Source organism: Halomonas sp. BN3-1 (assembly GCF_003056325.1).
In the GTDB taxonomy this organism is placed as follows: Bacteria; Pseudomonadota; Gammaproteobacteria; order Pseudomonadales; family Halomonadaceae; genus Halomonas; species Halomonas litopenaei.
Map to the genome: position 1 here is coordinate 28,457 of NZ_PYVV01000009.1, position 23,315 is coordinate 51,771.

General features: G+C 62.2%; 33 protein-coding genes. 26 read left to right on the forward strand and 7 right to left on the reverse strand.

Annotation, left to right across the window (positions count from 1 at the left end; genetic code table 11):
* The first annotated feature begins 5 nt into the window (after nt 1-5).
* The 22 genes from rplV to rplQ all read left to right on the forward strand — a co-directional run bounded on the left by rplV (nt 6) and on the right by rplQ (nt 10,561).
* Nucleotides 6-338 carry a 50S ribosomal protein L22 gene (gene rplV / locus C9F12_RS13180; protein WP_045990856.1) on the forward strand — a complete coding sequence of 111 codons (333 nt, stop codon included), beginning with the start codon at nt 6-8 and terminating at the stop codon, nt 336-338.
* 11 nt (nt 339-349) lie between these two features.
* The gene (rpsC, locus tag C9F12_RS13185) at nt 350-1,048 is read left to right on the forward strand and encodes a 30S ribosomal protein S3 (RefSeq protein WP_045990855.1); all 699 of its coding nucleotides are present in this window, start codon (nt 350-352) and stop codon (nt 1,046-1,048) included.
* Nucleotides 1,049-1,063: 15 nt separating this feature from the next.
* Nucleotides 1,064-1,477: a 50S ribosomal protein L16 gene (gene rplP / locus C9F12_RS13190; RefSeq protein WP_045990854.1), complete on the forward strand. Its 414-nt coding sequence runs from the start codon at nt 1,064-1,066 to the stop codon at nt 1,475-1,477.
* Complete coding sequence (rpmC, locus tag C9F12_RS13195; RefSeq protein ID WP_045990853.1) at nt 1,477-1,668, forward strand: 50S ribosomal protein L29; 192 nt, start codon at nt 1,477-1,479, stop codon at nt 1,666-1,668. The genes rplP and rpmC overlap by 1 nt, the downstream gene beginning before the upstream one ends.
* Nucleotide 1,669: 1 nt before the next feature.
* Nucleotides 1,670-1,930, forward strand: coding sequence for a 30S ribosomal protein S17 (gene rpsQ, locus C9F12_RS13200; protein WP_045990852.1), 261 nt, complete (start codon nt 1,670-1,672; stop codon nt 1,928-1,930).
* A gap of 48 nt (nt 1,931-1,978) precedes the next feature.
* Nucleotides 1,979-2,350 carry a 50S ribosomal protein L14 gene (gene rplN / locus C9F12_RS13205; protein ID WP_009723896.1) on the forward strand — a complete coding sequence of 124 codons (372 nt, stop codon included), beginning with the start codon at nt 1,979-1,981 and terminating at the stop codon, nt 2,348-2,350.
* A gap of 14 nt (nt 2,351-2,364) precedes the next feature.
* Nucleotides 2,365-2,682, forward strand: a complete 318-nt coding sequence (rplX, locus tag C9F12_RS13210) for a 50S ribosomal protein L24 (RefSeq protein WP_045990851.1) — start codon at nt 2,365-2,367, stop codon at nt 2,680-2,682.
* A gap of 18 nt (nt 2,683-2,700) precedes the next feature.
* Nucleotides 2,701-3,240, forward strand: coding sequence for a 50S ribosomal protein L5 (gene rplE / locus C9F12_RS13215; RefSeq protein WP_045990850.1), 540 nt, complete (start codon nt 2,701-2,703; stop codon nt 3,238-3,240).
* A gap of 10 nt (nt 3,241-3,250) precedes the next feature.
* Nucleotides 3,251-3,556 (forward strand): 30S ribosomal protein S14, encoded by a 306-nt coding sequence (gene rpsN / locus C9F12_RS13220; RefSeq protein ID WP_045990849.1) that lies wholly within the window; start codon nt 3,251-3,253, stop codon nt 3,554-3,556.
* A 32-nt stretch (nt 3,557-3,588) separates the two neighbouring features.
* On the forward strand, nt 3,589-3,981 hold the full coding sequence (gene rpsH, locus C9F12_RS13225) for a 30S ribosomal protein S8 (RefSeq protein ID WP_045990848.1): 393 nt from the start codon (nt 3,589-3,591) through the stop codon (nt 3,979-3,981).
* 9 nt (nt 3,982-3,990) lie between these two features.
* A complete protein-coding gene (gene rplF, locus C9F12_RS13230) occupies nt 3,991-4,521 on the forward strand; it encodes a 50S ribosomal protein L6 (RefSeq protein ID WP_045990847.1) in 531 nt (176 codons plus the stop codon).
* 9 nt (nt 4,522-4,530) lie between these two features.
* Nucleotides 4,531-4,881, forward strand: a complete 351-nt coding sequence (gene rplR, locus C9F12_RS13235) for a 50S ribosomal protein L18 (protein ID WP_045990846.1) — start codon at nt 4,531-4,533, stop codon at nt 4,879-4,881.
* An 11-nt stretch (nt 4,882-4,892) separates the two neighbouring features.
* On the forward strand, nt 4,893-5,393 hold the full coding sequence (gene rpsE / locus C9F12_RS13240; RefSeq protein WP_045990845.1) for a 30S ribosomal protein S5: 501 nt from the start codon (nt 4,893-4,895) through the stop codon (nt 5,391-5,393).
* 6 nt (nt 5,394-5,399) lie between these two features.
* Nucleotides 5,400-5,582 carry a 50S ribosomal protein L30 gene (gene rpmD, locus C9F12_RS13245; protein ID WP_045990844.1) on the forward strand — a complete coding sequence of 61 codons (183 nt, stop codon included), beginning with the start codon at nt 5,400-5,402 and terminating at the stop codon, nt 5,580-5,582.
* A gap of 3 nt (nt 5,583-5,585) precedes the next feature.
* Nucleotides 5,586-6,020, forward strand: a complete 435-nt coding sequence (rplO, locus tag C9F12_RS13250) for a 50S ribosomal protein L15 (protein WP_045990843.1) — start codon at nt 5,586-5,588, stop codon at nt 6,018-6,020.
* Entirely contained in the window at nt 6,021-7,352 is a 1,332-nt protein-coding gene (gene secY, locus C9F12_RS13255) for a preprotein translocase subunit SecY (RefSeq protein WP_045990842.1), read from the forward strand. It begins immediately after the preceding gene.
* A 49-nt stretch (nt 7,353-7,401) separates the two neighbouring features.
* A complete protein-coding gene (rpmJ, locus tag C9F12_RS13260; protein WP_031384759.1) occupies nt 7,402-7,515 on the forward strand; it encodes a 50S ribosomal protein L36 in 114 nt (37 codons plus the stop codon).
* Nucleotides 7,516-7,637: 122 nt separating this feature from the next.
* Nucleotides 7,638-7,994 carry a 30S ribosomal protein S13 gene (gene rpsM, locus C9F12_RS13265; protein WP_045990841.1) on the forward strand — a complete coding sequence of 119 codons (357 nt, stop codon included), beginning with the start codon at nt 7,638-7,640 and terminating at the stop codon, nt 7,992-7,994.
* Nucleotides 7,995-8,033: 39 nt separating this feature from the next.
* Nucleotides 8,034-8,420 carry a 30S ribosomal protein S11 gene (rpsK, locus tag C9F12_RS13270; RefSeq protein WP_013331014.1) on the forward strand — a complete coding sequence of 129 codons (387 nt, stop codon included), beginning with the start codon at nt 8,034-8,036 and terminating at the stop codon, nt 8,418-8,420.
* 12 nt (nt 8,421-8,432) lie between these two features.
* On the forward strand, nt 8,433-9,053 hold the full coding sequence (rpsD, locus tag C9F12_RS13275) for a 30S ribosomal protein S4 (protein WP_045990840.1): 621 nt from the start codon (nt 8,433-8,435) through the stop codon (nt 9,051-9,053).
* A gap of 80 nt (nt 9,054-9,133) precedes the next feature.
* Nucleotides 9,134-10,132: a DNA-directed RNA polymerase subunit alpha gene (gene rpoA, locus C9F12_RS13280; RefSeq protein WP_108133880.1), complete on the forward strand. Its 999-nt coding sequence runs from the start codon at nt 9,134-9,136 to the stop codon at nt 10,130-10,132.
* 39 nt (nt 10,133-10,171) lie between these two features.
* The gene (gene rplQ / locus C9F12_RS13285) at nt 10,172-10,561 is read left to right on the forward strand and encodes a 50S ribosomal protein L17 (RefSeq protein WP_045990838.1); all 390 of its coding nucleotides are present in this window, start codon (nt 10,172-10,174) and stop codon (nt 10,559-10,561) included.
* A 190-nt stretch (nt 10,562-10,751) separates the two neighbouring features.
* On the opposite strand, the gene C9F12_RS13290 is transcribed toward rplQ, so the two are convergent.
* From C9F12_RS13290 to C9F12_RS13315, 6 genes are all read right to left on the reverse strand, one after another.
* A complete protein-coding gene (locus C9F12_RS13290) occupies nt 10,752-11,417 on the reverse strand; it encodes a GntR family transcriptional regulator (RefSeq protein WP_108449172.1) in 666 nt (221 codons plus the stop codon).
* A 201-nt stretch (nt 11,418-11,618) separates the two neighbouring features.
* Entirely contained in the window at nt 11,619-12,767 is a 1,149-nt protein-coding gene (locus tag C9F12_RS13295; protein WP_108449173.1) for a mandelate racemase/muconate lactonizing enzyme family protein, read from the reverse strand.
* Between the two features lie 50 nt (nt 12,768-12,817).
* The gene (locus C9F12_RS13300; RefSeq protein ID WP_108449174.1) at nt 12,818-13,459 is read right to left on the reverse strand and encodes a 2-dehydro-3-deoxy-6-phosphogalactonate aldolase; all 642 of its coding nucleotides are present in this window, start codon (nt 13,457-13,459) and stop codon (nt 12,818-12,820) included.
* A complete protein-coding gene (locus C9F12_RS13305) occupies nt 13,453-14,373 on the reverse strand; it encodes a 2-dehydro-3-deoxygalactonokinase (protein WP_108449175.1) in 921 nt (306 codons plus the stop codon). The genes C9F12_RS13300 and C9F12_RS13305 overlap by 7 nt, the downstream gene beginning before the upstream one ends.
* Before the next feature lies 1 nt (nt 14,374).
* Nucleotides 14,375-15,046 (reverse strand): RraA family protein, encoded by a 672-nt coding sequence (locus C9F12_RS13310; RefSeq protein ID WP_108449176.1) that lies wholly within the window; start codon nt 15,044-15,046, stop codon nt 14,375-14,377.
* Between the two features lie 34 nt (nt 15,047-15,080).
* The gene (locus tag C9F12_RS13315) at nt 15,081-16,070 is read right to left on the reverse strand and encodes a C-terminal binding protein (protein ID WP_108449177.1); all 990 of its coding nucleotides are present in this window, start codon (nt 16,068-16,070) and stop codon (nt 15,081-15,083) included.
* Nucleotides 16,071-16,527: 457 nt separating this feature from the next.
* Between C9F12_RS13315 and C9F12_RS13320 the strand changes: the two genes are divergently transcribed.
* The 4 genes from C9F12_RS13320 to C9F12_RS13335 all read left to right on the forward strand — a co-directional run bounded on the left by C9F12_RS13320 (nt 16,528) and on the right by C9F12_RS13335 (nt 20,100).
* Complete coding sequence (locus tag C9F12_RS13320) at nt 16,528-17,514, forward strand: TRAP transporter substrate-binding protein (RefSeq protein ID WP_108449178.1); 987 nt, start codon at nt 16,528-16,530, stop codon at nt 17,512-17,514.
* 96 nt (nt 17,515-17,610) lie between these two features.
* Entirely contained in the window at nt 17,611-18,102 is a 492-nt protein-coding gene (locus C9F12_RS13325) for a TRAP transporter small permease (protein ID WP_108449179.1), read from the forward strand.
* On the forward strand, nt 18,099-19,379 hold the full coding sequence (locus C9F12_RS13330; RefSeq protein WP_108449180.1) for a TRAP transporter large permease: 1,281 nt from the start codon (nt 18,099-18,101) through the stop codon (nt 19,377-19,379). The genes C9F12_RS13325 and C9F12_RS13330 overlap by 4 nt, the downstream gene beginning before the upstream one ends.
* A gap of 145 nt (nt 19,380-19,524) precedes the next feature.
* Complete coding sequence (locus C9F12_RS13335; protein WP_108449181.1) at nt 19,525-20,100, forward strand: lysozyme inhibitor LprI family protein; 576 nt, start codon at nt 19,525-19,527, stop codon at nt 20,098-20,100.
* A 162-nt stretch (nt 20,101-20,262) separates the two neighbouring features.
* On the opposite strand, the gene uvrA is transcribed toward C9F12_RS13335, so the two are convergent.
* Nucleotides 20,263-23,133 (reverse strand): excinuclease ABC subunit UvrA, encoded by a 2,871-nt coding sequence (gene uvrA, locus C9F12_RS13340; RefSeq protein ID WP_108449182.1) that lies wholly within the window; start codon nt 23,131-23,133, stop codon nt 20,263-20,265.
* Between the last annotated feature and the right edge of the window lie 182 nt (nt 23,134-23,315).

The following is a 23,315-nucleotide window of genomic DNA, read 5'->3' on the forward strand; positions in this document are numbered from 1 at the left end:
AAGAGATGGAAGTCACAGCAAAGCTGCGTGGCGCCAGTTTATCCGCCCAGAAGGCCCGTTTGGTGGCTGATCAGGTGCGCGGTAAGCCTGTCGCCGAAGCAATCGACCTGCTGACCTTCTCACCGAAGAAGGCGGCCAAGCTGGTCAAGAAGGTGCTGCAGTCCGCCATCGCGAATGCGGAAGAAAACAACGGCATGGACATCGACGAGCTGCGCGTCTCGACCATCTGTGTCGATGAGGGTACGACGCTCAAGCGCATCCGTCCGCGCGCCAAAGGCCGTGCGGATCGCATTTTGAAGCGCACTTGCCACATCACCGTCAAGGTAGCCGAGAAGTAGGAGTCGACCAGATGGGTCAGAAAGTCAATCCGACAGGCATCCGACTGGGTATCGTCAAAGACCATACCTCTGTCTGGTACGCCGAGCGCGGCGCCTATGCCGATAAGCTCAACAACGACCTCGCGGTGCGTAGCTTCCTGGAAGAGCGTCTGAAAAACGCCTCCGTTAGCAAGATCACCATCGAGCGTCCCGCGAACAACGCGCGCATCACCATTCACACTGCCCGTCCGGGCATCGTGATTGGCAAGAAGGGCGAAGATGTCGATCGCCTGCGTCGCGACGTCACCGAGATGATGGGCGTGCCTGTTCACGTCAACATCGAGGAAGTTCGCAAGCCCGAGCTGGATGCTCAGCTCGTCGCACAGAACATTGCCGGCCAGCTCGAGCGCCGTGTGATGTTCCGTCGCGCCATGAAGCGCGCTGTCCAGAACGCCATGCGTCTGGGCGCTGGCGGCATCAAGGTGCAGCTCTCCGGTCGCCTCGGCGGCGCGGAAATTGCCCGCACCGAGTGGTACCGCGAAGGTCGTGTTCCGCTGCATACCCTGCGTGCGGACATCGATTACGCCACCTACGAAGCCAAGACCACCTACGGCATCATCGGTGTCAAGGTCTGGGTCTTCAAGGGTGAAATCCTCGGGGGCATCGAGGAGGTCCGCGCCAAGGCGAAGCAGAGCCAGGCAGCGCCCTCCAAGAAGAAAGGTTCCAGGTAAGGGGAGAGCGATTCGATGTTACAACCCAAGCGTACAAAATTCCGTAAGGTGCAGAAGGGCCGCAACCGTGGCCTGGCGCATCGCGGAAGCAAAGTGAGCTTCGGCGAGTTCGGCCTCAAGGCCACCGGCCGCGGTCGTGTCACCGCCCGTCAGATCGAAGCTGGCCGTCGTGCCATCACCCGTCACGTCAAGCGTGGCGGCAAGATCTGGATCCGTGTCTTCCCGGACAAGCCGATTTCCAAGAAGCCCCTGGAAGTCCGGATGGGTAAAGGTAAGGGCTCCGTCGAGTACTGGGTCGCACAGATCCAGCCCGGTCGTGTCCTTTACGAGATCGAAGGCGTTTCCGAGGAACTGGCCCGCGAAGCTTTCGCACTGGCCGCCCAGAAATTCCCGGTCTCCACCACCTTTGTGAAACGGACGGTGATGTGATGAAAGCCCAGGAAATTCGTGAAAAGTCCGCCGAGCAGCTCAATGAGCAGCTCCTCGAACTCCTCCGCGAGCAGTTCAACCTGCGCATGCAGAAGGCCACCGGCCAGCTGAGCCAGACTCATCTGCTCAAGCAGGTTCGTCGGGATATCGCCCGCGTGAAGACTGTGCTCAACGAGAAGGCAGGTGTCTGAGATGGCCGAAGAGAAAAAAGCCCGTACGCTCACCGGCAAGGTGGTGAGCGACAAGATGGACAAGTCCATCGTTGTAATGATCGAGCGTCGTGAGCGCCACCCGATCTACGGCAAATACGTTAAGCGCTCCACCAAGCTGCACGCCCACGACGAGACCAACCAGGCCAAGGCCGGTGACACGGTATCCATCCAGGAATGCCGTCCGCTGTCCAAGAAAAAGGCCTGGACCCTGGTCGAGGTTGTCGAACAGGCCAAGGGTTAAGGCCACGGCCTTAACCTCGTGCAGTCAGTTTAGGTTTGGAGAAAACCGATGATTCAGACTCAGACAATGCTGGATGTCGCCGACAACAGCGGAGCGCGCCGGGTGCAGTGCATCAAGGTGCTGGGTGGTTCACACCGCCGCTACGCTCGCGTTGGTGACGTCATCAAGGTCACGGTGAAGGAAGCTATTCCGCGCGGCAAGGTCAAGAAAGGCCAGGTGCTGAAAGCGGTAGTTGTCCGGACCCGCAGTGGCGTCCGTCGCAGCGACGGTTCGCTGATTCGCTTCGATGGAAATGCGGCCGTCTTGTTGAACAACACCAACGAGCAGCCGATCGGTACCCGTATCTTCGGGCCGGTGACGCGTGAACTTCGCAACGAGAAGTTCATGAAGATCATTTCCTTAGCGCCTGAAGTGCTGTAAGGGAGCGAGGCGACATGCAAAAGATCAAACGTGATGATGAAGTGATCGTCATCGCCGGCAAGGACAAGGGTAAGCGCGGTACCGTGAAGCGCGTCCTCAAGGACGAGCGGTTCGTGGTAGCGGGTGTGAACATGATCAAGCGTCACACCAAGCCGAACCCCATGGCCGGCAATCAGGGCGGTATCGTCGAGCGCGAGGCTCCGATTCACGCGTCCAACGTAGCCATCTTCAATCAGGAGACCGGTAAGGCGGATCGCGTCGGCTTCCAGATCAAGGAAGACGGTACCAAGGTACGTATCTACAAGTCGACGCAAGCGCAGATCGACGCCTAACGCGAGTCGGGTAGCAAAATGGCGAACTTGAAAGAACGTTATCAAAACGAGGTGGTGGCTCAACTGAAAGAGCAGTTCAGCTACGCCAACGTTATGCAGGTACCCCGGATCACCAAGGTGACTCTGAACATGGGTATCGGCGAAGCGACCAGCGATAAAAAGCTGATCGACGCTGCCGTCGGCGACCTGGAGAAGCTCTCCGGTCAGAAGCCGATGGTGACCAAGGCACGTAAGTCCATCGCGGGCTTCAAGGTGCGTGAAGGCTGGCCGATCGGCGTGAAGGTCACACTGCGCAGTGAGCGCATGTGGGACTTCCTCGATCGCCTGGTGAATATCGCGATCCCCCGCGTTCGTGACTTCCGTGGTCTCAACCCGAAGTCCTTCGACGGTCGTGGCAACTACAGCATGGGGGTGCGTGAGCAGATCATCTTCCCGGAGATCGAGTATGATAAGATCGACCGGATTCGTGGTCTGGATGTCACCATCACCACCACTGCCAACACCGATGACGAAGGTCGTGCGCTCTTGAGTGCACTGAACTTCCCGTTCAAGAAATAGGGGTGGGATCATGGCAAAGAAGAGCATGATTGAGCGTGAGCTGAAGCGCACGCAACTGGTTGAGAAGTATGCTGCCAAGCGTGCCGAGCTCAAGGCGATCATCCAGGACGTGAACAGCTCCGATGAGGAGCGCTTCGATGCGCAGCTGAAGTTGCAGTCGCTGCCGCGTGACTCCAGCCCCGTGCGTCAGCGTAACCGCTGCCGCGTGACTGGCCGTCCGCACGGCTACTACAACAAGTTCGGCCTCGGTCGTAACAAGCTGCGTGAAGCCGCCATGCGTGGCGACGTGCCCGGACTGAAGAAGTCCAGCTGGTAACGCCACGTAGAATCATCAGGAGCGCAAGTTAAATGAGCATGCAAGACACTCTGGCGGATATGTTTACCCGTATCCGCAATGCGCAGCAGGCCACCAAGGAGACGGTCACCATGCCGTCCTCCAAAATCAAGGTTGAAGTGGCCCGCGTGCTGAAAGAAGAGGGTTACATCACTGACTTCGCCGTGAGCGAATCAGCCAAGCCCGAGCTGACCGTCAGCCTCAAGTACTTCGAAGGCAAGCCGGTCATCGAGCATCTGCAGCGGGTTTCCAAGCCGTCCCTGCGTAGTTACAAGGGCAAGGATGCGCTGCCGAAGGTCGCCGATGGCCTGGGTGTCGCGATCGTCACCACCTCCAAGGGTGTGATGACCGATCGTGCCGCGCGTCAGGCTGGTGTCGGCGGCGAAGTCCTCTGCACCGTATTCTAGGAGTTTGGAATGTCCCGCGTAGCCAAATATCCGGTTAAAGTGCCCGCTGGCGTCGAGGTCAAGATCGACGGCGCCACGCTGACCGCCAAAGGCGGTCAGGGCACCCTCTCCATGCCCGTTCACGACGATGTCGTGGTCGCGCAGGAAGATGGCCAGCTGACCTTCCAGCCGAGCAAATCTGCTAAGAGCTGGGCCATGGTCGGCACCACCCGTGCCCTGGTTCAGAACCTGGTCACCGGCGTGTCCGAGGGCTTTACCAAGTCTCTCGAAATCATCGGCGTCGGTTATCGCGCTCAAGCGAAAGGCCAGACGCTCAACCTGACACTGGGCTTCTCTCACCCGGTCGACTATCAACTGCCTGAAGGTGTCACGGCGGAAACGCCGAAGAACACCGTCATCGTGCTGAAGAGCGCGGACAAGCAGAAGCTCGGCCAGGTCGCAGCGGAAATCCGCGCTTTCCGTCCGCCTGAACCCTACAAGGGCAAGGGTGTGCGTTACGCGGATGAGCAGGTCCGCCGTAAAGAAGCCAAGAAGAAGTAAGGCAGGGTTATGAACGCGAAGAAAGAATCTCGTCTCCGTCGTGCCCGCCGCGCTCGCGCGAAGATCCGCGAGCTGGGCGTGTCTCGCCTGTGCGTCAATCGTACCCCCCGTCACATCTACGCGCAGATTATCTCGCCGGATGGTGGCAAGGTCCTGGCCAGCGCTTCCACGCTGGACAAGAGCCTGCGCGAGGGTTCGACCGGCAATGCAGACGCCGCAGCCAAAGTTGGTGCGCTGATCGCTGAACGCGCCAAGGAAGCGGGCATCACCCAGGTGGCCTTCGATCGCGCTGGCTTCAAGTACCACGGTCGTGTGAAGGCCCTGGCCGACGCCGCACGTGAAGGCGGCCTGGAATTCTAAAGGGTTTTACGATGGCGAAGAACGAACAGCAAAACGGCGATCTGCAGGAAAAGCTCGTGCAGGTCAACCGTGTCGCCAAGGTGGTCAAGGGTGGCCGTATTTTCGGCTTCACCGCTCTGACTGTCGTGGGCGACGGTAACGGTCGCGTCGGCTTCGGTCGTGGCAAGGCACGTGAAGTGCCGGTCGCGATTCAGAAGGCGATGGACCAGGCGCGCCGCAACATGATCAAGGTGAACCTGGTCGGCGGTACCCTCCAGTATCCGGTCAAGGCTCGTCATGGCGCCTCCAAGGTGTACATGCAGCCGGCCTCTGACGGTACTGGTATCATCGCCGGCGGCGCCATGCGCTCCGTGCTGGAATTGGCCGGCGTGCACAACGTCCTGGCCAAGTGCTATGGCTCCACCAATCCGGTGAACGTGGTCCGTGCGACCGTGAATGGCCTGGCTTCCATGCAGTCGCCGGAAGACGTGGCCGCCAAGCGCGGTCTCTCAGTCGAAGCGATCACGGGGTAATACACCATGGCAGCTACGATCAAGGTTACCCAGACCCGCAGCACCATCGGCACGTTGGCCAAGCACAAGGCCACCATGAAGGGCCTCGGCCTGCGCCGCATCGGTCACACGGTTGAACTGGAAGACACCCCTGCCGTTCGCGGCATGATCCACAAGGTCAACTACCTTGTGCGTGTTGAGGGAGAGTAATCCATGAAACTTAACAGCCTGAGCCCGGCACCGGGCTCCAAACACGCTGAAAAGCGCGTCGGTCGTGGCATCGGTTCCGGTCTGGGCAAGACCGGCGGCCGTGGCCACAAGGGCCAGAAGTCGCGCAGCGGTGGCAGCGTGAAGCCCGGCTTCGAGGGCGGTCAGATGCCCCTGCAGCGTCGTCTGCCGAAGTTTGGTTTCACCTCCGCCAAGTCTTTGGTTTCCGAGGAAGTCCGCCTGGCCGAGCTGGCCAAGGTCGCGGGTGACGAAGTCACCCTGGAAAGCCTCAAGGAAGCCAATGTGCTGAAGGATTCCACGCAGCATGCGAAGGTGATCCTTTCCGGCGATCTGAACAAGGCGGTCACCGTTCGCGGTCTGCGGGTCACCAAGGGTGCCCGCGCAGCGATCGAAGCCGCCGGTGGCAAGGTAGAGGACTAAATGGCCAAGTCAGGAAACATGCCGGCGATGGGCAGCGGTCTGAGTGAACTGTGGGCGCGTCTGCGCTTCGTGCTCCTCGCCATCGTGGTCTACCGTATCGGTGCCCACATACCCGTTCCCGGTATCAATCCTGACCAGCTTGCTGCCTTGTTCAGGGAGCAGCAGGGCACCATCCTGGGCATGTTCAACATGTTCTCGGGCGGTGCCCTGGAGCGCATGAGTATCCTCGCCCTCGGCATCATGCCGTACATCTCGGCGTCGATCATCATGCAGCTCCTGACCGCCGTCTCGCCCCACCTCGAGCAGTTGAAGAAGGAGGGCGAGAGCGGCCGCCGCAAGATCAGCCAGTACACGCGCTACGGCACGGTGGTGCTGGCCCTGGTTCAGGCCACCGGCATGTCCGTGGGTCTGGCCAGCCAAGGCATTGCCTATACGGCCGATCTCAGCTTCTATTTCACCGCGATCATCACCTTCGTGAGTGGCGCGGTGTTCTTGATGTGGCTGGGTGAGCAGATCACCGAGAAGGGCATCGGCAACGGCATTTCGCTGCTGATCTTCGCGGGTATCGTCGCCGGCCTGCCCGGAGCTGTGGCTCAAGCCTTCGAGCTTGCCCGCAACGAGGGCGCGTGGAATGTGTTGCCGCTGTTGGCGCTTAGCCTTCTGGGTATCGCCACCGTGGCGTTCGTCGTGTTCATCGAACGCGGCCAGCGCCGGATCACGGTGAACTACCCGCGCCGCCAGGTAGGCAACAAGATGTATGCAGGGCAGAGCAGCTACCTGCCGCTCAAGGTCAACATGGCGGGTGTCATTCCGGCCATCTTTGCCTCGAGCATCCTGTTGTTCCCCGCCTCACTCGGTCAGTGGGTAGGTGCGGGCGACGGCATGGAATGGTTGCAGCGCGCGTCCCAGGCGTTGGCCCCAGGTCAGCCCCTTTATATCTTGCTTTTCGCGGCGGCGGTGGTATTCTTCTGCTTCTTTTACACAGCGCTGGTCTTCAACCCCAAGGATGTGGCCGACAACCTCAAGAAGTCGGGTGCCTTCCTGCCGGGGATTCGTCCTGGCGAGCAGACCGCTCGTTATGTCGACAAGGTCATGACTCGTCTGACCCTGTTCGGCGCTCTCTACATCACTGCGGTTTCCCTGATGCCCCAGTTCCTGATCGTAGCGTGGAACGTGCCGTTCTTCTTTGGCGGTACCTCGCTGCTGATCGTGGTCGTGGTCATCATGGACTTCATGGCCCAGGTGCAGTCGCACCTCATGTCGCACCAGTATGAGTCGGTGATGAAGAAGTCCAACCTGAAAGGCTACGGTAGCGGCGGCATCATGCGCTAAGGCGCCGCAGGCCGATTTGGCACGCCGCAAGCCGATTTTGGAGAGAACGATGAAAGTTCGAGCTTCCGTGAAGAAAATGTGCCGCAATTGCAAGATCATTCGTCGCAATGGCGCTGTTCGCGTCATCTGCACCGAGCCGCGGCACAAGCAGCGCCAGGGTTAATCCTGGCCTGAATTGAACCGGGTGCTGGCATACCCCTTGCCCTAATGACGGGAAGGGGGTATGCTATTGCGCCTTTTGTAGTTGATTAACCGAGCAAGCCGCTCAAACTTCGGAGTAAGCTGATGGCCCGTATTGCAGGCGTCAATATCCCGGACAACAAGCATGCGGCGATCTCGCTGACCTACATCTTCGGGATTGGCCGTACTCGCGCACAGGAAATCTGTGAAGCGACCGGCATCGCGCCGACCACCAAGATCCAGGATCTGTCATCTGAAGAGATCGACAGCCTGCGTAGTGAAGTCGGCAAGTATACCGTTGAAGGCGACCTTCGTCGTGATGTGACGCTGAACATCAAGCGTCTCATGGACTTGGGTTGCTACCGTGGTCTGCGTCATCGTCGTGGTCTTCCGATGCGCGGTCAGCGCACCAAGACCAACGCGCGTACCCGTAAGGGACCGCGTAAGCCGATCCGCAAATAACACGCACGTTCTGGCGTAAAGACAGGAATTGACATCAACATGGCTAACCCGCGTAGCAACCGTAAAAAGGTTAAAAAGCAGGTAGTGGATGCCGTTGCGCATATCCATGCCTCTTTTAACAACACGATCATTACGATCACAGACCGCCAGGGCAACGCTCTTTCCTGGGCGACAGCCGGTGGTTCGGGTTTTCGTGGTTCTCGCAAGAGCACCCCGTTCGCTGCTCAAGTGGCAAGCGAGCGTGCAGCAACTGCTGCAGCCGAGTATGGTGTGAAAAACGTCGACGTGCTGGTCAAGGGCCCCGGTCCTGGCCGTGAATCCGCCGTGCGTGCACTCAACGCCGCCGGCTTCCGCGTGCAAAGCATCACCGACGCGACGCCCATTCCCCACAATGGCTGCCGTCCGCCGAAGAAACGCCGCGTTTAAGGAGACAGATTCATGGCTCGTTACATTGGACCGAAGTGCAAACTGTCTCGCCGGGAAGGTACCGACCTCTTCCTCAAGAGCGGTGTCACTCCCTTCGAGAAAAAGTGCAAATCCGAACAGATTCCGGGTGTGCACGGCCAGCGCCGTCAGCGTCTTTCCGACTACGGCTTGCAGCTTCGCGAGAAGCAGAAAGTACGTCGCATGTACGGCGTACTCGAAAAGCAGTTCCGCAACTACTACAAGGAAGCCGCCCGCCTGAAGGGTGCGACCGGTGAGTTGTTGCTGCAGCTGCTTGAGTCCCGACTGGACAACGTCGTCTACCGCATGGGCTTTGGCGCCACTCGCTCCGAGGCTCGTCAGCTGGTAAGCCACAAGGCGATTGCCGTCAACGGCAAGACCGTCAACGTGGCCTCCTACCAGGTCAAGCCCGGCGACGTGGTATCCGTTCGTGAAAAGGCCAAGCAACAGGCGCGTATCCAGAACGCCCTAAGCATCGCCGCCAACCGTGGCGACGTGGCCTGGATCGAACTCGACGCCAAGAAGATGGAAGGCACCTTCAAGGCCCTGCCTGAGCGCGGTGACCTGACTGCCGACATCAACGAGCAACTGATCGTCGAGCTGTACTCGAAGTAAGCGGTCCGTCCGCGCCGCCCTCCTCCGGGAGGGCGGCGGTTATTACCGAGTATTCGTTTGGCAGCCTGAAAGGTGTTCATATGCAGCGTTCAGTGACAGAGTTTCTCCGTCCTCGCGACATCAAGGTCGAAGAGATCAGCGCACACCACGCAAAGATCGTGCTCGAGCCGTTCGAGCGTGGCTTCGGCCACACGTTGGGCAATGCTCTGCGTCGTATCCTGCTCTCGTCCATGCCCGGCTGCGCCGTGGTGGAGACCGAGATCGCCGGCGTCGACCATGAGTACAGCGCGATCGAGGGTGTCCAGGAAGATGTCATCGAAATCCTCCTGAACCTCAAGGACGTGGCGATCAAGATGCACAGCCGCGACGAGGCGATGCTCTCGCTGAACAAGCAGGGCCCGGCCGTCGTCACCGCTGGTGACATCGCCGTCGATCACGACGTCGAAGTGGTCAACCCCGAGCACGTCATCGCCCACGTCAATGAAGGCGCCGAGCTCAAGATGCAGCTGAAGGTGGCCCGTGGTCGCGGCTATGAGCCTGCGGATGTCCGCAGCGAAGCCGACGACGAGACACGCGCCATCGGCCGTCTGCAGCTGGATGCGACCTTCAGCCCCGTGCGCCGCGTTTCCTACAGCGTCGAAGCCGCCCGCGTCGAACAGCGCACCGACCTCGACAAGCTGATCATCAACCTGGAAACCGACGGCACCCTGGATCCGGAAGAGGCGATCCGTCGCAGCGCGACCATCCTGCAAGAGCAGCTGGCAGCGTTCGTCGACCTGGAAGCCGACAAGGAACAGGAAGTGGTCGAGGAAGAGGATCATATCGATCCCATCCTGCTGCGCCCCGTAGACGATCTCGAGTTGACCGTTCGTAGCGCCAACTGCCTGAAAGCCGAGAATATCTACTACATCGGCGATCTGATTCAGCGCACCGAGGTGGAGCTGTTGAAGACCCCGAACCTCGGCAAGAAGTCCTTGAACGAGATCAAGGACGTGTTGGCTGCTCGTGGTCTGTCCCTTGGCATGCGGCTTGAAAATTGGCCGCCGGCTAGCCTGAAGGACGACAAGGCCACCGCCTAAGCGTCGGCTCGAGTCCCAGTTTGGTAAGGAATCACAACCATGCGTCATCGTAAGAGTGGTCGTCACCTCAATCGTACCAGCTCGCACCGCCAGGCCATGTTTCGCAACATGAGCGTGTCGCTGGTCGAGCACGAAGTGATCAAGACAACCCTTCCCAAGGCCAAGGAGCTGCGTCGTCATATCGAGCCGCTCATCACCCTGGCCAAGGAAGACAGCGTCGCCAACCGGCGTCTGGCCTTCAGCCGTACCCGCTCGAAGGAAGCGGTCGGCAAGCTCTTCAATGAGCTGGGTCCGCGTTACGTCGAGCGTCCGGGCGGTTACGTCCGTATTCTCAAGTGCGGTTTCCGCACCGGCGATAACGCCCCTATGGCCTACGTCGAGCTGGTCGATCGCCCCGTCGTTGAAGAAGAGGCCGTCGGCGAGGAGTAATCCTTTCGACAGCGCTTCGACACGACGCGAAACCGACACCTCCGGGTGTCGGTTTTTTTATGTCTGTCATTTGTCGGCGGGGCCTCCGCTCTTCATCCTGAGCAGTGACGGCCAAAGGGCGTCGGTGTGTCTACGCCTTCAAGTGTGTCGGCACCGTTGGCATGGCGGCGGGTGGAGATGGGCGCGAATACTACTGCTTGGAGATATCTTCCACGCCGATTTCGTAGGTCTGCTGGGTGCGGCCGATATGGGCGTCCAGCAGCGAGCGCAGGGCTGCGGTATCGCTGACCTGGACGGCGTCGACGATCTCGGTGTGCTCCTTGAGCGATAGCCGGGTATGGTCCGGGCGGGTGGCCAGGTGGGTGCGCAGTGCGGCGATCTTGCCGGCGTACTGTTCGTAGGAGCTCTTCAGGTAGGCGTTGCCACAATGGTTGAAGAAGGCCATGTGGAAAACCGAATCCAGGTCCAGGTAGTCGGTGATGCGCCCGGAGCCGTGGGCTACCTGCATCTGGCTTTCGACCTGCCGAAGTTCCTGGTAGAGCCCTGGCTGGTCGAACTCGATCGCCAGCTCAAGCGCGGCCGGCTCCAGGGTGCGGCGGAAGGTACAGATGTTGCCGACCTCGCGAGCGCTGAGGGTGAAGACCTGGGCGCCCGACTGCGGCTTGATGATCACCAGGCCCTCGTGCTTGAGTCGGGTCAAGGCTTCGCGGACCGGGGTCTTGGAGACGTTCAACAGCGCCGATATGCCGCGTTCGGAGATGGCTTCGCCCAGGGCCAACTCGCCCCGTATGATCATGTTGCGCACGTGATCGGTGACCAGGGCGCCGAGGGAAGGGGGGCGTTCAAAGTCCTGCATCTCGATCCTTTGGACTGGCGGTGTGAGGCCTGAGGCGGGCCATGGGAACTTGCCACAGGGTAGCACAGTCGACTGGAATACCAGATGCCCGCGGCATAAGGGAAACCTGGCCCGAAGCCAAGACCGGTCCTTCACCCCGAGCGGCAGTTCCTGGCAGTGCGTATGAGCCCGATGTGCGTGCCCTGTGTCAGTAGGGCCGTATCAGTAGGGCCGCGCGTGTTCGTGAAGGAAGTCCCTGTCGATGGTAAAGCCGAGACCCTCGCCTGTGGGGACGCTTACCCAGCCATCGCTCTGAGTGACCGGTGTGGTGACCAGCTCGGAGCGGAAGGGATGGCTCGAGGTGTCGTACTCAAAGATCGGGCCGCTGGCCGATAGGGTGGGATTGACCAGTGGCGTCGCCGCGATGGCATGCAGTGAGGCGTACTGGCCGATGGCAGTCCCCCACACATGCGGATTCACCTGGATGCCGTTGGCGAGCGCCAGGGTGGTGATATGCGCCATGGCGGTCAGACCGCCGGCCATGGCCACATCGGGCTGGGCAATATCGATGCAGCGCCCGGCCAGCAGGTCACGGAAACCGTAGAGGGTGAATTCCGCCTCACCACCGGCAAGAGGAATCAGTGTCTTCTGTTTCAACAGGCGGTAGCCTTCCTTGTCATCTGGATTGACCGGCTCCTCGAACCAGCGTAGGCCGAAGTCCTTGAGACCTTCTGCCAGCAGCGCCGCCTCGCTGGTGGTGTAGGCGTGGTTGGCGTCGATCATCAGTTCGATGTCATCGCCCAGGGCGTCGCGTATATCGGTCATGACCTTGATGTCGTTGGCCACACCGAAGCCCAGCTTGATCTTCATGCTGGCAAAGCCCGCGTCACGGTGGCGGCAAGCTTCCTCGACCAGGCCGTCGGTATCGGCGCCAAGCTCAGTGCGAAAGAAGCCGGTGGCGTAGGCGGGGAGGCGCTCTCGAAAACCGCCGCCAAGCAGCTCAAAAACCGGGCGCTGGGTGGCCTTGCCCTTGAGATCCCAGAGCGCGATATCGAGGGCGCTGATGGCTGCGATCACTACCCCCTTGCGCCCGTAATCTCGGGTGTGGTTGTAGAGCTCGTGCCAGATGACCTCGCTATCGAACACCGAGCGGCCGACGACCAACGGCGTGATCACGTGCTTGAGGACCGCAGCGGCCAGCTCGGGTTCCAGCAGCCCAGCGCAAAGCGCCTCGCCCCAGCCACTCTGGCCATCCTGAGTTACCACCTCGACCAGCGTCGCGGAGCGCCGGGTGACCCATTGCTGGGAGAAGGCGAAGGGGCGGGGCAGCTCGGACGCCATGGTGTAGACATTGATGCGCTCGATGATCATCGATGGGCTCCAGTGGGGCAGAAGGTATTGGGGGCTGAGCGTCGTGCCGCCTATGGGGTGGCGGTCGCCGCCCAGTCGGCGTGAGCCTCGATAAATGCCCGGGCTCGTCTGGCGACTTCGGCAGGACCGAAACCCGGTTGATAGAGCGCGCCACCGAGGCCGAATCCACGCGCTCCTGCATCAAGGTAGCCCGCCATGCTGGCCGGTGTGATGCCACCCACCGGCAATAGAGGCGTCGTCTCGGGCAGAACGGCGCGCATGGCCTTTACCGCCGCGGGTGAGATCGCCTCGGCAGGGAACAACTTGAGAAAGGCGGCGCCGGCCTCGATGGCCGCGAAGGCTTCACTGACGGTGCCCACGCCGGGGCCGTAGACCAAGCTCCGCGCCGAGGCTTCCCGGGCGATCCGGGTATCCAGATTGGGCGCGATGATCAGGCGTCCACCGGCCTGTTCGACCTCAGCTACGCGATCGGTTGCGGTGACCGTACCCGCCCCCACCAAGGCATCTTCGCCCACATGGGCTGCCAGGCGCCGAAGGCTTGTCAGCGGGTCGGGAGAATTGAGCGGCACTTCGATCAGCCGGAAGCCTGCCTCAAGCAGCGCATCGGCCATTGGCACCACCTCATCGGGCGTAATGCCGCGCAGGATGGCGACAAAGGGGCAGGCACCGAAGGCCTGTTGCCAGTTCAGCATGGGATCAGCTCCGCAGCGCGTGCGATGGCCAGCTGCCCGTGGCGTGACAGGCCGGGCGTGGCCAGGGTGGAGGGTAGCGACAGAAGGTCGGTGGCAATGCGATAACGTTCGGCCAGATCAGGGCGACCGATGATGGTGACCTGCTCCGGCGTCGGCCCCTGGCGCAACTGACCGAGGCATTCCTCGCCGATCAGCAGGCCCGAGAGGTAGTCGGCGCTCTGCTCCGGGGACAGCTGATCGAACAGGTGGAGAGAGCGTGTGGTGAACAGGGTCGCCAGCAGCTCTCCTGGATGGCGGCGGGCGGTCTCTACTCCGCGTACAAAGGCCTCGGGGGAGAGCTCGCCCTGGCGCATGGTGCGACCGAGCAGCGAGTGCTCACGCAGCAGCGCGTAGAGCTCGCCGGTCATGCAGGTGACAAACCGGGTGATCCTGCCCTGCTCGACCGTCAGCCACTTGTTGTGGGTGCCGGGCAACAGGAAGGTGCCATCGCTGACCCCCTGGGTGGCCAGATAGCCGAAGACCTCGGTTTCCTCGCCGCGAATCACGTCAGGGCGCTCGCCCTCGGGCGACTGCACCGCGCCGGTGACAAAGTGTACCTGGCCGAGGTCTGGGACATCTTCGCTGACCAGCGCGCCGGCCAGTTCCTCGATCCCCAGGGGAAGCGGCTGGTAAGGGGTCTCGACCCAGCCATTGCGACTGGTGATCATGCCCGAGGCCAGAATTGGCAGGCCAGGATGGGCGTCCAGCCAGTCATGGATGGTATGGCGGAGAAAACCGGCAAAGTCCCTGTCGGGAACCGCAAGAATCCCGTGGGGGCTCTCGCGGCTTTCGAGGGCCTCGCCGTGGCGATCGACGAGGCTTGCACGAAACGATGAGGTCCCCCAGTCGATGCCGATCATCAGGGGAGACGGCATCCTAGATCCTCCCGAACTCGGCCAGCAGGTCCTCGACGGTCTTGCCCTGCTGAACCCATGCGCGGGTGGCTTCCTCGCGCTCGGCCTGCTCCAGTGCCAGCTCGACCACCTCGGCGGCCCTGGCCAGCGGAATGACGGTCACGCCCATCACGTCGGCGACGATAAAGTCACCGGGATTGACCGGCACCCCGCCGCAGGCGATGGGCACGTTGATCGACAGCTCTTCCTTGCGCTCGGAGAACATGGTGTGGGTACCGCGCGGAGTAATGGCGCGGGTCCAGATCGGCCAATGTATGTCTTCCAGTTCATCGGTATCGCGGCCGGCGCCATCCACTACCATGGCGCGAATGCCACGATTCTTGGCCAGCGCTCCCATCAGGCCGCCACACACCGAGGTATTGGGGTCACCGCCAGCGTCGACCACGATGATGTCGCCGGGTTGGCCCATCTCCAGCGCCTTGAGCGGGTCGACCAGGTCGCCCTTGGACAGCTGCACGGTGATTGCCTGGCCACAGACCTTGGCGCGGAAGGCCGGCTTGATGCCGCTGTCCATCACCCCGGTGCGGTATTGGGAATCGGCGAAGACCGCCGTGGCGGAGTAGTAGGACAGCACCTTGTCGAATTTCTCGAGCAGTGCCGCGTCGCGCTTGAAGTCGTTGAATTGCTTGAGCATGGATAGGTTCCTCTGGTCGGTGTGGTGGCGTGGTTCAGTGAGACGGCGTGTTGACGGGATTGAGGGGCGCCTGGCCGGACAGCACCCGGGCAACTTCCTGGGCGGCGATGGTGCGGGCCGCGCGCAGGGATTCCTCCGAGTAGTAGGCGGCGTGGGGCGTCACGATGACGTTGGGCAGCGAGAACAGCGGGTTGTCGTCGGGAGACCAGTGCTTGCGCTTGGCCGGCTCCTCCTCGGGGTCATCGAGGCCCGCGCCGGCGATCCAGCCTTGCGACAACGCCTGGTAGAGCGCGCGGTTGTCGATGGTGGGGCCGCGACCGGTACACACCACCAGGGCGTTGGGCTTCATCGAGCGAAACTCCTTTTCGCCCAGGAAGTGACGGGTCTGCGCCGTCATCGGCACCTGCATCATGACCACGTCGGATTCGGCGACCAGGGTGTCCTTGTCCACCGCCGCCACCTGATGGGCGGCGATGGTGGCATCGTCGACGTAGGGGTCGTGGATGATCACCTGGGCGCCGAAGGCCTTGGCGCGTTGGGCAATGGCCTGGCCGATGGCACCAAAGGAGACGATGCCGACGGTCTGGCCACGCAGGCGATGCAGGGGGGCAGCACTCTGCCAGCGCCATTCGCCTCGATGGGTGGCCCGGTCGTAGGGGAACAGACCGCGGGCCAGGGCCAGCCACAGGCTGATGGCGTGATCGGCGACCTCTTCGGTGCAGTAATTGCGCACGTTGGTGACCTGAATGCCCTTGGCGGTGGCCGCCGCGACGTCGACGATGTCGGTGCCGACGCCGTAGCGGGCAATAACCTGGCAACGTTGCATGGCAGCGATGGTGGTGGCGCCGATGTAGGCGTACTGGTTGATCATGGCGGCGCAGTCAGATGCGTGGTCCAGCAGGTCCTGCTCCGACTTGGCCTGCAGCGCCACCACCTCCGCTCCTGCCTGCTCGAGAATGTCTCGCTCAAGCTCGACATCGGCGAAGTCGTGATCGGTGATGATCACCTTCGGTCTGGTGGACATGGCACTTCCTCGTGGTGATTCATTGTCGTGTTTTTGTTCAACTGGTGTACCAGGCACCAGATAGGTTGGAATATACAAGCTGACGTCACGCTGTCAAAGATGATTGATCGCCACCGTTATTAGACATTGGTCTTGCTTGGTGTCGTAACTATTGCGCCGAATCAGCCACCGAACGGCCTTGTGTCGAACCCTGCTTGTTTCTTTCTGAGTTTCTTATAAGCATTTAAAAACAGACATATAAGTCTAGAAGATAGTGGCGGAGTCGGGATCGCTTCGGCGGCAGGGAATGATGGCGGAAAGCAAGGGTGGGCGTGGCCGAGTGCGAGAGAGCCTTGGCGCTTTCTTGACAGATCCTTTTGGCATCAATCAATCTTCAAGTCGAAATCTGGAATACCAGTTGATGGAAGCCCCTCTCCTCCATCAACACTGTCTTCAACAACAACAGCGAGAATTTGACATGACCAAGAAATGGCTACTTCTCGGCATGCTGGTCGCCGCCGCGCCGGCTCAGGCCGCCACCGTCATCAAGCTGGGACACGGCGCCAACGAAAACTTCCACATGTCGCGGGCGATGGTGGAGTTCGAGCGTCTGGTGGAAGAAGGTTCCGATGGCGAGATCGACGTGCAGATCTTTCCGTCGTCCCAGATGGGCCCCGACCGGGCCATGATCGAAGGAGTGCAGACCGGTATCCTGGAAATGGCGGTGTCGCCGTCGTCGTTCTTCAACAACTGGGATCCCGCCTTCGGCGTGGTCGAGCTGGCCTACATCTACCCGGACAAGGACACCGCCCTGGACGTGCTCGATGGCCCCGAGGGCGATGCTCTGCTGGAACGGCTCGATCGGCTTGGCCTGAAGGGGCTTGGCTGGGTCGAGAGCGGCATGCGCCATCTGACCAACAATGTGCGCCCGATCGGCTCACCGGAGGACCTCGACGGGATCAAGCTGCGCACCATGAAGGTGCCGGCCCACGTCGACACCTTCAAGGCGCTGGGGGCCAACCCGACGCCGATGAACTTTGGTGAGGTCTATTCCGCCCTGCAGCAGGGGGTCATCGACGGCCAGGAAAACCCGCTTTCGCTGATCGACACCCAGCGCTTCCACGAGGTGCAGAAGTACCTGACCCTGTCGGGACACATCTTCACCGTCTACACGCCGGTCATCTCCAAGGCCTTCTTCGAGTCCCTGCCCGAAGACCAGCAGCAACTGATCCAGCAGTCGATGGACCAGGCTATCGCCTACGACCGCGAGTTGGTGGCCGCGGAAGATGCCGACCACCTGGCGCGTATCCAGGAGCAGGGTGTCGAGGTATCCGAACTGTCCGATGAGCAGTACCAGGCCTTCGCCGCCATCGCCGAAGACGTCAACGCCCAGTATCGCGAGCGTATCGGCGCGGATGTCTTCGATGGCTGGATGGCCGCCATCGACAGCGCCGCCGCCCAGTGATCAAGCACAAGACCGGCACGCTGACCGCGCCGGGGACGCCGCCATGGCGGCTGTCTCCCGGCTGGCGCCCGAAGCCGGCTAGCCGAGGACACGCCGATGATTCGTTGGCTGAATGAAAGACTGGAAGAGTGTCTGTCAGTGGTGCTGCTGGCGCTGATCGTTGCTCTGGTGTGTGCCAATGTGCTGGCGCGCTATGTGCTGAACGCGTCCCTGTCCTGGGGCGAGGAACTGGTGGGCTGGCTATTTATCTGGTTTATCTGGATCGCAGTGAGCTATGTCTTTCGCCAGGACAAGCACATCGAGATCGCCTTCCTGAAGGAGCGCTTGCCCGAGGCGGCCCAGCGCCGCCTGACCCTGGTGGTCCGGCTGACCGTGGTGGCGTTTCTGGTCACCATCAGCATCCACTGCATCGAACTGATGCTCAACCCCATGGTGCGAAGCCAGGTGTCGGTGGTGCTGCAGATGCCGGTGCCGCTGTACTACGCCTCGGCCCCGGCCGGTGCCCTGCTGTCGGCGTTTCGCATCCTGCAACACTGCTGGTCGTCGTGGCAGTCGCCTCGCACCAGCGTTGAAGGAGGTGCCCTATGATCGCCGTTTCCCTGATCGGCATGCTGTTCGCCTTTATCGCCATCAGCATGCCGGTGGCCATGGCCATGGGGCTCGCCACCCTGCTGGTGATGCTGCTGGTCGATGGTGCGCCGCCGGTGGTGCTGCTGGCGCGTTCGCTGGTGACCGCGGCAGACTCCTTTCCGCTGATCGCGGTGCCGCTGTTCGTGCTGGCCGGCGACCTGATGCAGATGGGCGGCATGTCGCGGCGAATCGTCGGCTTCGCCCACTCGCTGGTGGGGCACGTCAAGGGTGGTCTGGCCTACGTCAATGTGCTGGCTTGCTGCTTCTTTGCGGCGATTTCCGGCTCGTCTCCGGCCACCGTGGCGGCGATCGGTTCGAACATGGTGCCGGAGATGGAAAAGGTCGGCTATCCACGTCGCTTCTCGTCTGCGCTGACCGCCGCCGGCGGCATGGTGGGGGTGATGATTCCGCCGTCGATCCCCTTCATCATCTATGGCGTCTCGGCCGAGGTCTCGATCGGCAAGCTGTTCATGGCGGGGATCGTACCCGGCGTCATGTTCGGCCTCGCCTACATGCTGACGGCGCGCCTGATGCTCAGGCACAACCGCAAGCTGCTGGAAGACCGTACCCGCTTCTCCGGCAAGGCGGTGGCCACCTCACTGCGTGAGTCGATCTGGGCGCTGCTGGTGCCTGTCATCATCCTGGGAGGCATCTACGGAGGGATCTTTACGCCCACCGAGGCCGGCGGTGTGGCGGTGATCTACTCGATCATCGTCGGGGTCTTCGTCTACGGCGATATCCGGCTGTCGGAGCTGCCCAAGGTGTTTGCGCGCAGTGCCTCGACCAGCGGTCAGATCCTGATCCTGGTGGTGGTGGCCGGTGGCTTCGGCCAGCTTTTGACCATTGCCCAGGTGCCCAATGACCTGGCCGCCGCCATCACCGACTTCTCCACCAACCCGCTGGTGCTGCTGCTGATGGTCAACCTGCTGTTGCTGATCGTCGGCATGTTCATGGAGACCATTGCGGCGATCATCATTTTGACCCCGCTGCTGCTGCCGGTGGCCGCCGCCGCCGGGGTCGATCCGATCCACTTCGGGGTGATCATGACCGTCAACCTGGCCATCGGTTTCTGTACTCCGCCCTTGGGCGTCAACCTGTTCGTTGCCTCGTCGGTGGCCGGGGTGAAGATCATGGAGGTGTCGGCGGCGATCATTCCCTACTTCGTGGCGATGATCGCGCTGCTTCTGGCCATCACCTACCTGCCGGGCATCTCGCTGTTCCTCACCGGCGGCTAGGCATATTTACCCGCGATCACACGTGCACTATCGCGCGTAGCATCGATCGGCGCTTCGATCCCGTATCGCAGCGCCGGTTTCTCGTGTCTGGTGGCTGGCGCCTCCCCTATGCTGTCAGTCAGGGACAAGGTATCGGGGGAAAGGCATGCAAAGGACGTGGCAGAGGCTGTTGTCGATGCTGGTGCTATCGCCACTCATCGCCGTGGCGCAGACGCCGGGCGATCCAGAAGAAGCGGGCAAGGAGGCTGCCCAGGCGTCATCATTGGCCGAGGTGGGGGGCAGTGCGGCGCCCACGGTCGACGCCGCCGAGGTGCGCGACTGCTTTGTACAGATGGGCCAGGGGGCGGTGGGTGACTGCATCGGACTCGCCGCCGACGCCTGCCAGCAGAGCCCGGGCGGGGCTACGACCCTGGGCATCGTCGATTGCCTGGCCCAGGAGACCCGGGTCTGGGATGAACTGCTCAACGCCCAGTATCAGGAGCTGCGCGCGCTGATGCGCGAGCAGGACGAGGGGAATCCTGACGTGGGTATCTCCCGGGTGGACGCGCTAAGAGACGTGCAGCGTGCCTGGATCACCTTCCGCGACGCCGAGTGCGGCTACGCCTACGCCCGCTACCAGGATGGCACCATCCGCAGCGTCTTCGCCGCCGCCTGTCAGCTTGAACAGACCGCCCGGCGGGCGCTTGCCTTGAAGGGCATCCTGCACGAGAGCAGTCTTTAGGTAGGGTGTGGCTGACGCTGCTGTGTCCTCGCGCTTCTGTGTGAAATAAAGCGCGAACCATCAGGAACAGAAAAGGGGAAGGCCTTGGCCTTCCCCTTTCGCTGCTTCTTTCATCAGTGTTTTCGATTGTCGCTGCGGCTACACGCGTTCCACCCGCGGGCCTCAGGCGGTCGCGGTTTCCTTGTCGCCCTTGCGCGAGGTGGGGGCGGCGCGTTTGAGCAGCGGCTTGAGGAAGCGCCCGGTGTGGGAGACCGCCATCTCGGCAAGCTGTTCCGGGGTGCCCTCGGCGATGATGCGTCCACCGCCGGACCCGCCCTCCGGGCCCAGGTCGATCAGCCAGTCGGCGGTCTTGATCACGTCAAGGTTGTGCTCGATGACCACCACGGTGTTGCCGTGGTCGCGCAGCCGGTGCAGGACCGTCAGCAGCTGGCGGATGTCCTCGAAGTGCAGGCCGGTGGTGGGCTCGTCGAGGATGTACAGGGTCTTGCCGGTATCGCGCTTGGCCAGCTCCCGGGCCAGCTTGACCCGCTGGGCCTCGCCGCCGGACAGGGTGGTGGCGCTCTGGCCCAGGCGGATGTAGGTCAGGCCCACGTCGACCAGGGTCTGCAGACGACGGGCGATGGCGGGCACCGGGCTGAAGAACTCCAGCGCCTCCTCCACGGTCATCTCCAGCACCTCATCGATGGTCTTGCCCTTGTAGTGGATATCCAGGGTCTCGCGGTTGTAGCGCTTGCCCTTGCACACGTCGCAGGGCACATAGATATCCGGCAGGAAGTGCATCTCGACCTTGATCATGCCCTCGCCCTGACACGCCTCGCAGCGCCCGCCCTTGACGTTGAACGAGAAGCGGCCGGGCTTGTAGCCGCGTGAGCGCGCCTCCTGGGTGCCGGCGAACAGTTCACGAATGGGGGTGAAGATGCCGGTGTAGGTCGCCGGGTTGGAGCGCGGCGTGCGGCCGATCGGGCTCTGGTCGATGTCGATGATCTTGTCGAGCTGATCGAGCCCCTCGATGCCGGTGTAGGGTGACGGCGTCAGGGTAGTGGCCTTGTTCAGCTCGCGCGCGGCGATCGGCATCAGGGTCGAGTTGATCAAGGTCGACTTGCCCGAGCCGGACACCCCGGTAACGCACACGAACAGCCCGAGCGGCAGCTCCAGGGTGACGTCCTGGAGGTTGTTGCCCGAGGCGCCGGTGAGCTTGAGCATCTTTTCCGGGTTGCCGGGGATGCGCCAGGGCGGTACCTCGATGGCGCGGGTACCGGACAGGTACTGACCGGTCAGCGAGGCCGGGTTGGCCATGACCTCCTCCGGGGTGCCTTCGGCGACGATCTCGCCGCCATGGACACCGGCGCCGGGGCCGATGTCGAGCACGTGGTCGGCGGCACGGATCGCGTCCTCGTCGTGTTCGACCACGATCACCGTGTTACCCAGGTCGCGCAGGCGTTCCAGGGTCTGCAGCAGGCGGTCGTTGTCGCGCTGGTGCAGGCCGATGGAGGGCTCATCGAGGATGTACATCACGCCCACCAGGCCGGCACCGATCTGGCTGGCCAGGCGGATGCGCTGGGCCTCGCCACCGGACAGGGTCTCGGCGCTGCGCTCCAGGTTGAGGTAGTCGAGGCCGACGTTGACCAGAAACTCGAGTCTGGCCGAGATCTCGTTGAGGATCTTCTCGGCGATCTCGCCGCGCCGACCAGGCAGGCTCAGTTCACTGAAGTAGCGCTGGGCGTCGCCGATCGGCAGGCGCACCACCTCGGGCAGGGTGGTGTCGTCGACGAACACGTGGCGGGCTTCCTTGCGCAGGCGCGAGCCCTCGCAGGTGCGGCAGGGCTGCACCGCGATGTAGCGGGCGAGTTCCTCGCGGACCATGCTCGACTCGGTCTCGCGGTAGCGGCGCTGCATGTTCGGCAGCACGCCCTCGAAGGGATGCTCGCGGGTGACCTTCTTGCCGCGATCATTGACGTAGCTGAAGGCGATGTCGTCCTTGCCGCTGCCGTTGAGGATCACCTCGCGCTCGTGACGGGCCAGATCCTGCCACGGGGTCTCGAGGGTGAAGCGGTAGTGCTCGGCCACCGACTTCAGCTGGTTGAAGTAGTAGACGCTGCGCCGGTCCCAGCCCTTGATCACGCCTTCCGCCAGGGACAGCTCCGGGTGGCTGATCAGCTTTTCCGGGTCGAAGAACTGCTGCACCCCCAGGCCGTCGCAGGTGGGGCAGGCGCCGGCCGGGTTGTTGAACGAGAACATCCGCGGTTCGAGTTCGGCGATGGAGTAGCCGCAGACCGGACAGGCGAAGCGTGCCGAGAACGCCATGTCGTCCTGTTCACCGTCCATGAAGTGGACCATGGCGGTACCGTCGGCCAGACCCAGGGCGGTCTCGAAGGATTCCGCCAGGCGCTGCTCGAGGCCTTCGCGTACCTTGATGCGGTCCACCACCACGCTGATGTCGTGCTTGCGGTTCTTGTCCAGCGGGCGCACGTCGTCGAGTTCCAGCACCTGGCCGTCGACCATGGCGCGTACAAAGCCCTGGGAGCGCAGCTCTGCCAGCAGCTGCAGGTGCTCGCCCTTGCGACCGCTGACCACCGGGGCCAGCAGCATCAGCTTGCTGCCTTCCGGCAGCGCCATCACCTGGTCGACCATCTGCGAGATGGTCTGGGCCTCGAGGTCCTCGCCGTGTTCCGGGCAGCGCGGGGTGCCGGCACGGGCGAACAGCAGGCGCAGGTAATCGTAGATCTCGGTGATGGTGCCGACGGTGGAGCGCGGGTTGTGGGAGGTGGACTTCTGCTCGATGGAGATCGCCGGCGACAGCCCCTCGATATGGTCCACGTCGGGCTTTTCCATCATCGACAGGAACTGGCGCGCATAGGTGGACAGCGACTCCACGTAGCGGCGCTGCCCCTCGGCGTAGAGGGTATCGAAGGCCAGCGACGACTTGCCGGAGCCAGACAGCCCGGTGACCACGATCAGCTTGTCACGGGGTAGTTCGACGTCGATCTGCTTGAGGTTGTGGGTGCGGGCACCCCTGACCAGAATCTTGTCCATTCCCACCTCGAAGACGCGGCAAAAGGTCGATTATACGTGGCCGGTCGCCCGGCCGGCAAAGCCACCGGTGAAAAGACGCTTGTGAAATGACTCGAGTGTCGGCATTTTCTGGATCGCCCCCAGGCGCTAGAATATGCGGTCCACCTTCGGGGCTCTCTCCCCGCTCTCAAGCCGGAATTCGT

What these genes read in the sequence shown, in the direction of transcription:
- rpsM (WP_045990841.1), top strand. Translation starts at nt 7,638, where the DNA reads ATGGCCCGTATTGCAGGCGTCAATATCCCGGACAACAAGCATGCGGCG.
- rplQ (WP_045990838.1), top strand. Translation starts at nt 10,172, where the DNA reads ATGCGTCATCGTAAGAGTGGTCGTCACCTCAATCGTACCAGCTCGCAC.
- rplR (WP_045990846.1), top strand. Translation starts at nt 4,531, where the DNA reads ATGAACGCGAAGAAAGAATCTCGTCTCCGTCGTGCCCGCCGCGCTCGC.
- rplE (WP_045990850.1), top strand. Translation starts at nt 2,701, where the DNA reads ATGGCGAACTTGAAAGAACGTTATCAAAACGAGGTGGTGGCTCAACTG.
- C9F12_RS13295 (WP_108449173.1), bottom strand. Translation starts at nt 12,767, where the DNA reads ATGATCATCGAGCGCATCAATGTCTACACCATGGCGTCCGAGCTGCCC.
- rplP (WP_045990854.1), top strand. Translation starts at nt 1,064, where the DNA reads ATGTTACAACCCAAGCGTACAAAATTCCGTAAGGTGCAGAAGGGCCGC.
- rpmC (WP_045990853.1), top strand. Translation starts at nt 1,477, where the DNA reads ATGAAAGCCCAGGAAATTCGTGAAAAGTCCGCCGAGCAGCTCAATGAG.
- C9F12_RS13300 (WP_108449174.1), bottom strand. Translation starts at nt 13,459, where the DNA reads ATGCTGAACTGGCAACAGGCCTTCGGTGCCTGCCCCTTTGTCGCCATC.
- C9F12_RS13320 (WP_108449178.1), top strand. Translation starts at nt 16,528, where the DNA reads ATGACCAAGAAATGGCTACTTCTCGGCATGCTGGTCGCCGCCGCGCCG.
- rpmD (WP_045990844.1), top strand. Translation starts at nt 5,400, where the DNA reads ATGGCAGCTACGATCAAGGTTACCCAGACCCGCAGCACCATCGGCACG.
- rplO (WP_045990843.1), top strand. Translation starts at nt 5,586, where the DNA reads ATGAAACTTAACAGCCTGAGCCCGGCACCGGGCTCCAAACACGCTGAA.
- C9F12_RS13325 (WP_108449179.1), top strand. Translation starts at nt 17,611, where the DNA reads ATGATTCGTTGGCTGAATGAAAGACTGGAAGAGTGTCTGTCAGTGGTG.
- rpsC (WP_045990855.1), top strand. Translation starts at nt 350, where the DNA reads ATGGGTCAGAAAGTCAATCCGACAGGCATCCGACTGGGTATCGTCAAA.
- rpsK (WP_013331014.1), top strand. Translation starts at nt 8,034, where the DNA reads ATGGCTAACCCGCGTAGCAACCGTAAAAAGGTTAAAAAGCAGGTAGTG.
- rplX (WP_045990851.1), top strand. Translation starts at nt 2,365, where the DNA reads ATGCAAAAGATCAAACGTGATGATGAAGTGATCGTCATCGCCGGCAAG.
- C9F12_RS13310 (WP_108449176.1), bottom strand. Translation starts at nt 15,046, where the DNA reads ATGCTCAAGCAATTCAACGACTTCAAGCGCGACGCGGCACTGCTCGAG.
- rplN (WP_009723896.1), top strand. Translation starts at nt 1,979, where the DNA reads ATGATTCAGACTCAGACAATGCTGGATGTCGCCGACAACAGCGGAGCG.
- rpsH (WP_045990848.1), top strand. Translation starts at nt 3,589, where the DNA reads ATGAGCATGCAAGACACTCTGGCGGATATGTTTACCCGTATCCGCAAT.
- rplF (WP_045990847.1), top strand. Translation starts at nt 3,991, where the DNA reads ATGTCCCGCGTAGCCAAATATCCGGTTAAAGTGCCCGCTGGCGTCGAG.
- C9F12_RS13315 (WP_108449177.1), bottom strand. Translation starts at nt 16,070, where the DNA reads ATGTCCACCAGACCGAAGGTGATCATCACCGATCACGACTTCGCCGAT.
- C9F12_RS13290 (WP_108449172.1), bottom strand. Translation starts at nt 11,417, where the DNA reads ATGCAGGACTTTGAACGCCCCCCTTCCCTCGGCGCCCTGGTCACCGAT.
- C9F12_RS13330 (WP_108449180.1), top strand. Translation starts at nt 18,099, where the DNA reads ATGATCGCCGTTTCCCTGATCGGCATGCTGTTCGCCTTTATCGCCATC.
- rpsQ (WP_045990852.1), top strand. Translation starts at nt 1,670, where the DNA reads ATGGCCGAAGAGAAAAAAGCCCGTACGCTCACCGGCAAGGTGGTGAGC.
- C9F12_RS13335 (WP_108449181.1), top strand. Translation starts at nt 19,525, where the DNA reads ATGCAAAGGACGTGGCAGAGGCTGTTGTCGATGCTGGTGCTATCGCCA.
- rpmJ (WP_031384759.1), top strand. Translation starts at nt 7,402, where the DNA reads ATGAAAGTTCGAGCTTCCGTGAAGAAAATGTGCCGCAATTGCAAGATC.
- rplV (WP_045990856.1), top strand. Translation starts at nt 6, where the DNA reads ATGGAAGTCACAGCAAAGCTGCGTGGCGCCAGTTTATCCGCCCAGAAG.
- rpoA (WP_108133880.1), top strand. Translation starts at nt 9,134, where the DNA reads ATGCAGCGTTCAGTGACAGAGTTTCTCCGTCCTCGCGACATCAAGGTC.
- rpsD (WP_045990840.1), top strand. Translation starts at nt 8,433, where the DNA reads ATGGCTCGTTACATTGGACCGAAGTGCAAACTGTCTCGCCGGGAAGGT.
- secY (WP_045990842.1), top strand. Translation starts at nt 6,021, where the DNA reads ATGGCCAAGTCAGGAAACATGCCGGCGATGGGCAGCGGTCTGAGTGAA.
- uvrA (WP_108449182.1), bottom strand. Translation starts at nt 23,133, where the DNA reads ATGGACAAGATTCTGGTCAGGGGTGCCCGCACCCACAACCTCAAGCAG.
- rpsN (WP_045990849.1), top strand. Translation starts at nt 3,251, where the DNA reads ATGGCAAAGAAGAGCATGATTGAGCGTGAGCTGAAGCGCACGCAACTG.
- rpsE (WP_045990845.1), top strand. Translation starts at nt 4,893, where the DNA reads ATGGCGAAGAACGAACAGCAAAACGGCGATCTGCAGGAAAAGCTCGTG.
- C9F12_RS13305 (WP_108449175.1), bottom strand. Translation starts at nt 14,373, where the DNA reads ATGCCGTCTCCCCTGATGATCGGCATCGACTGGGGGACCTCATCGTTT.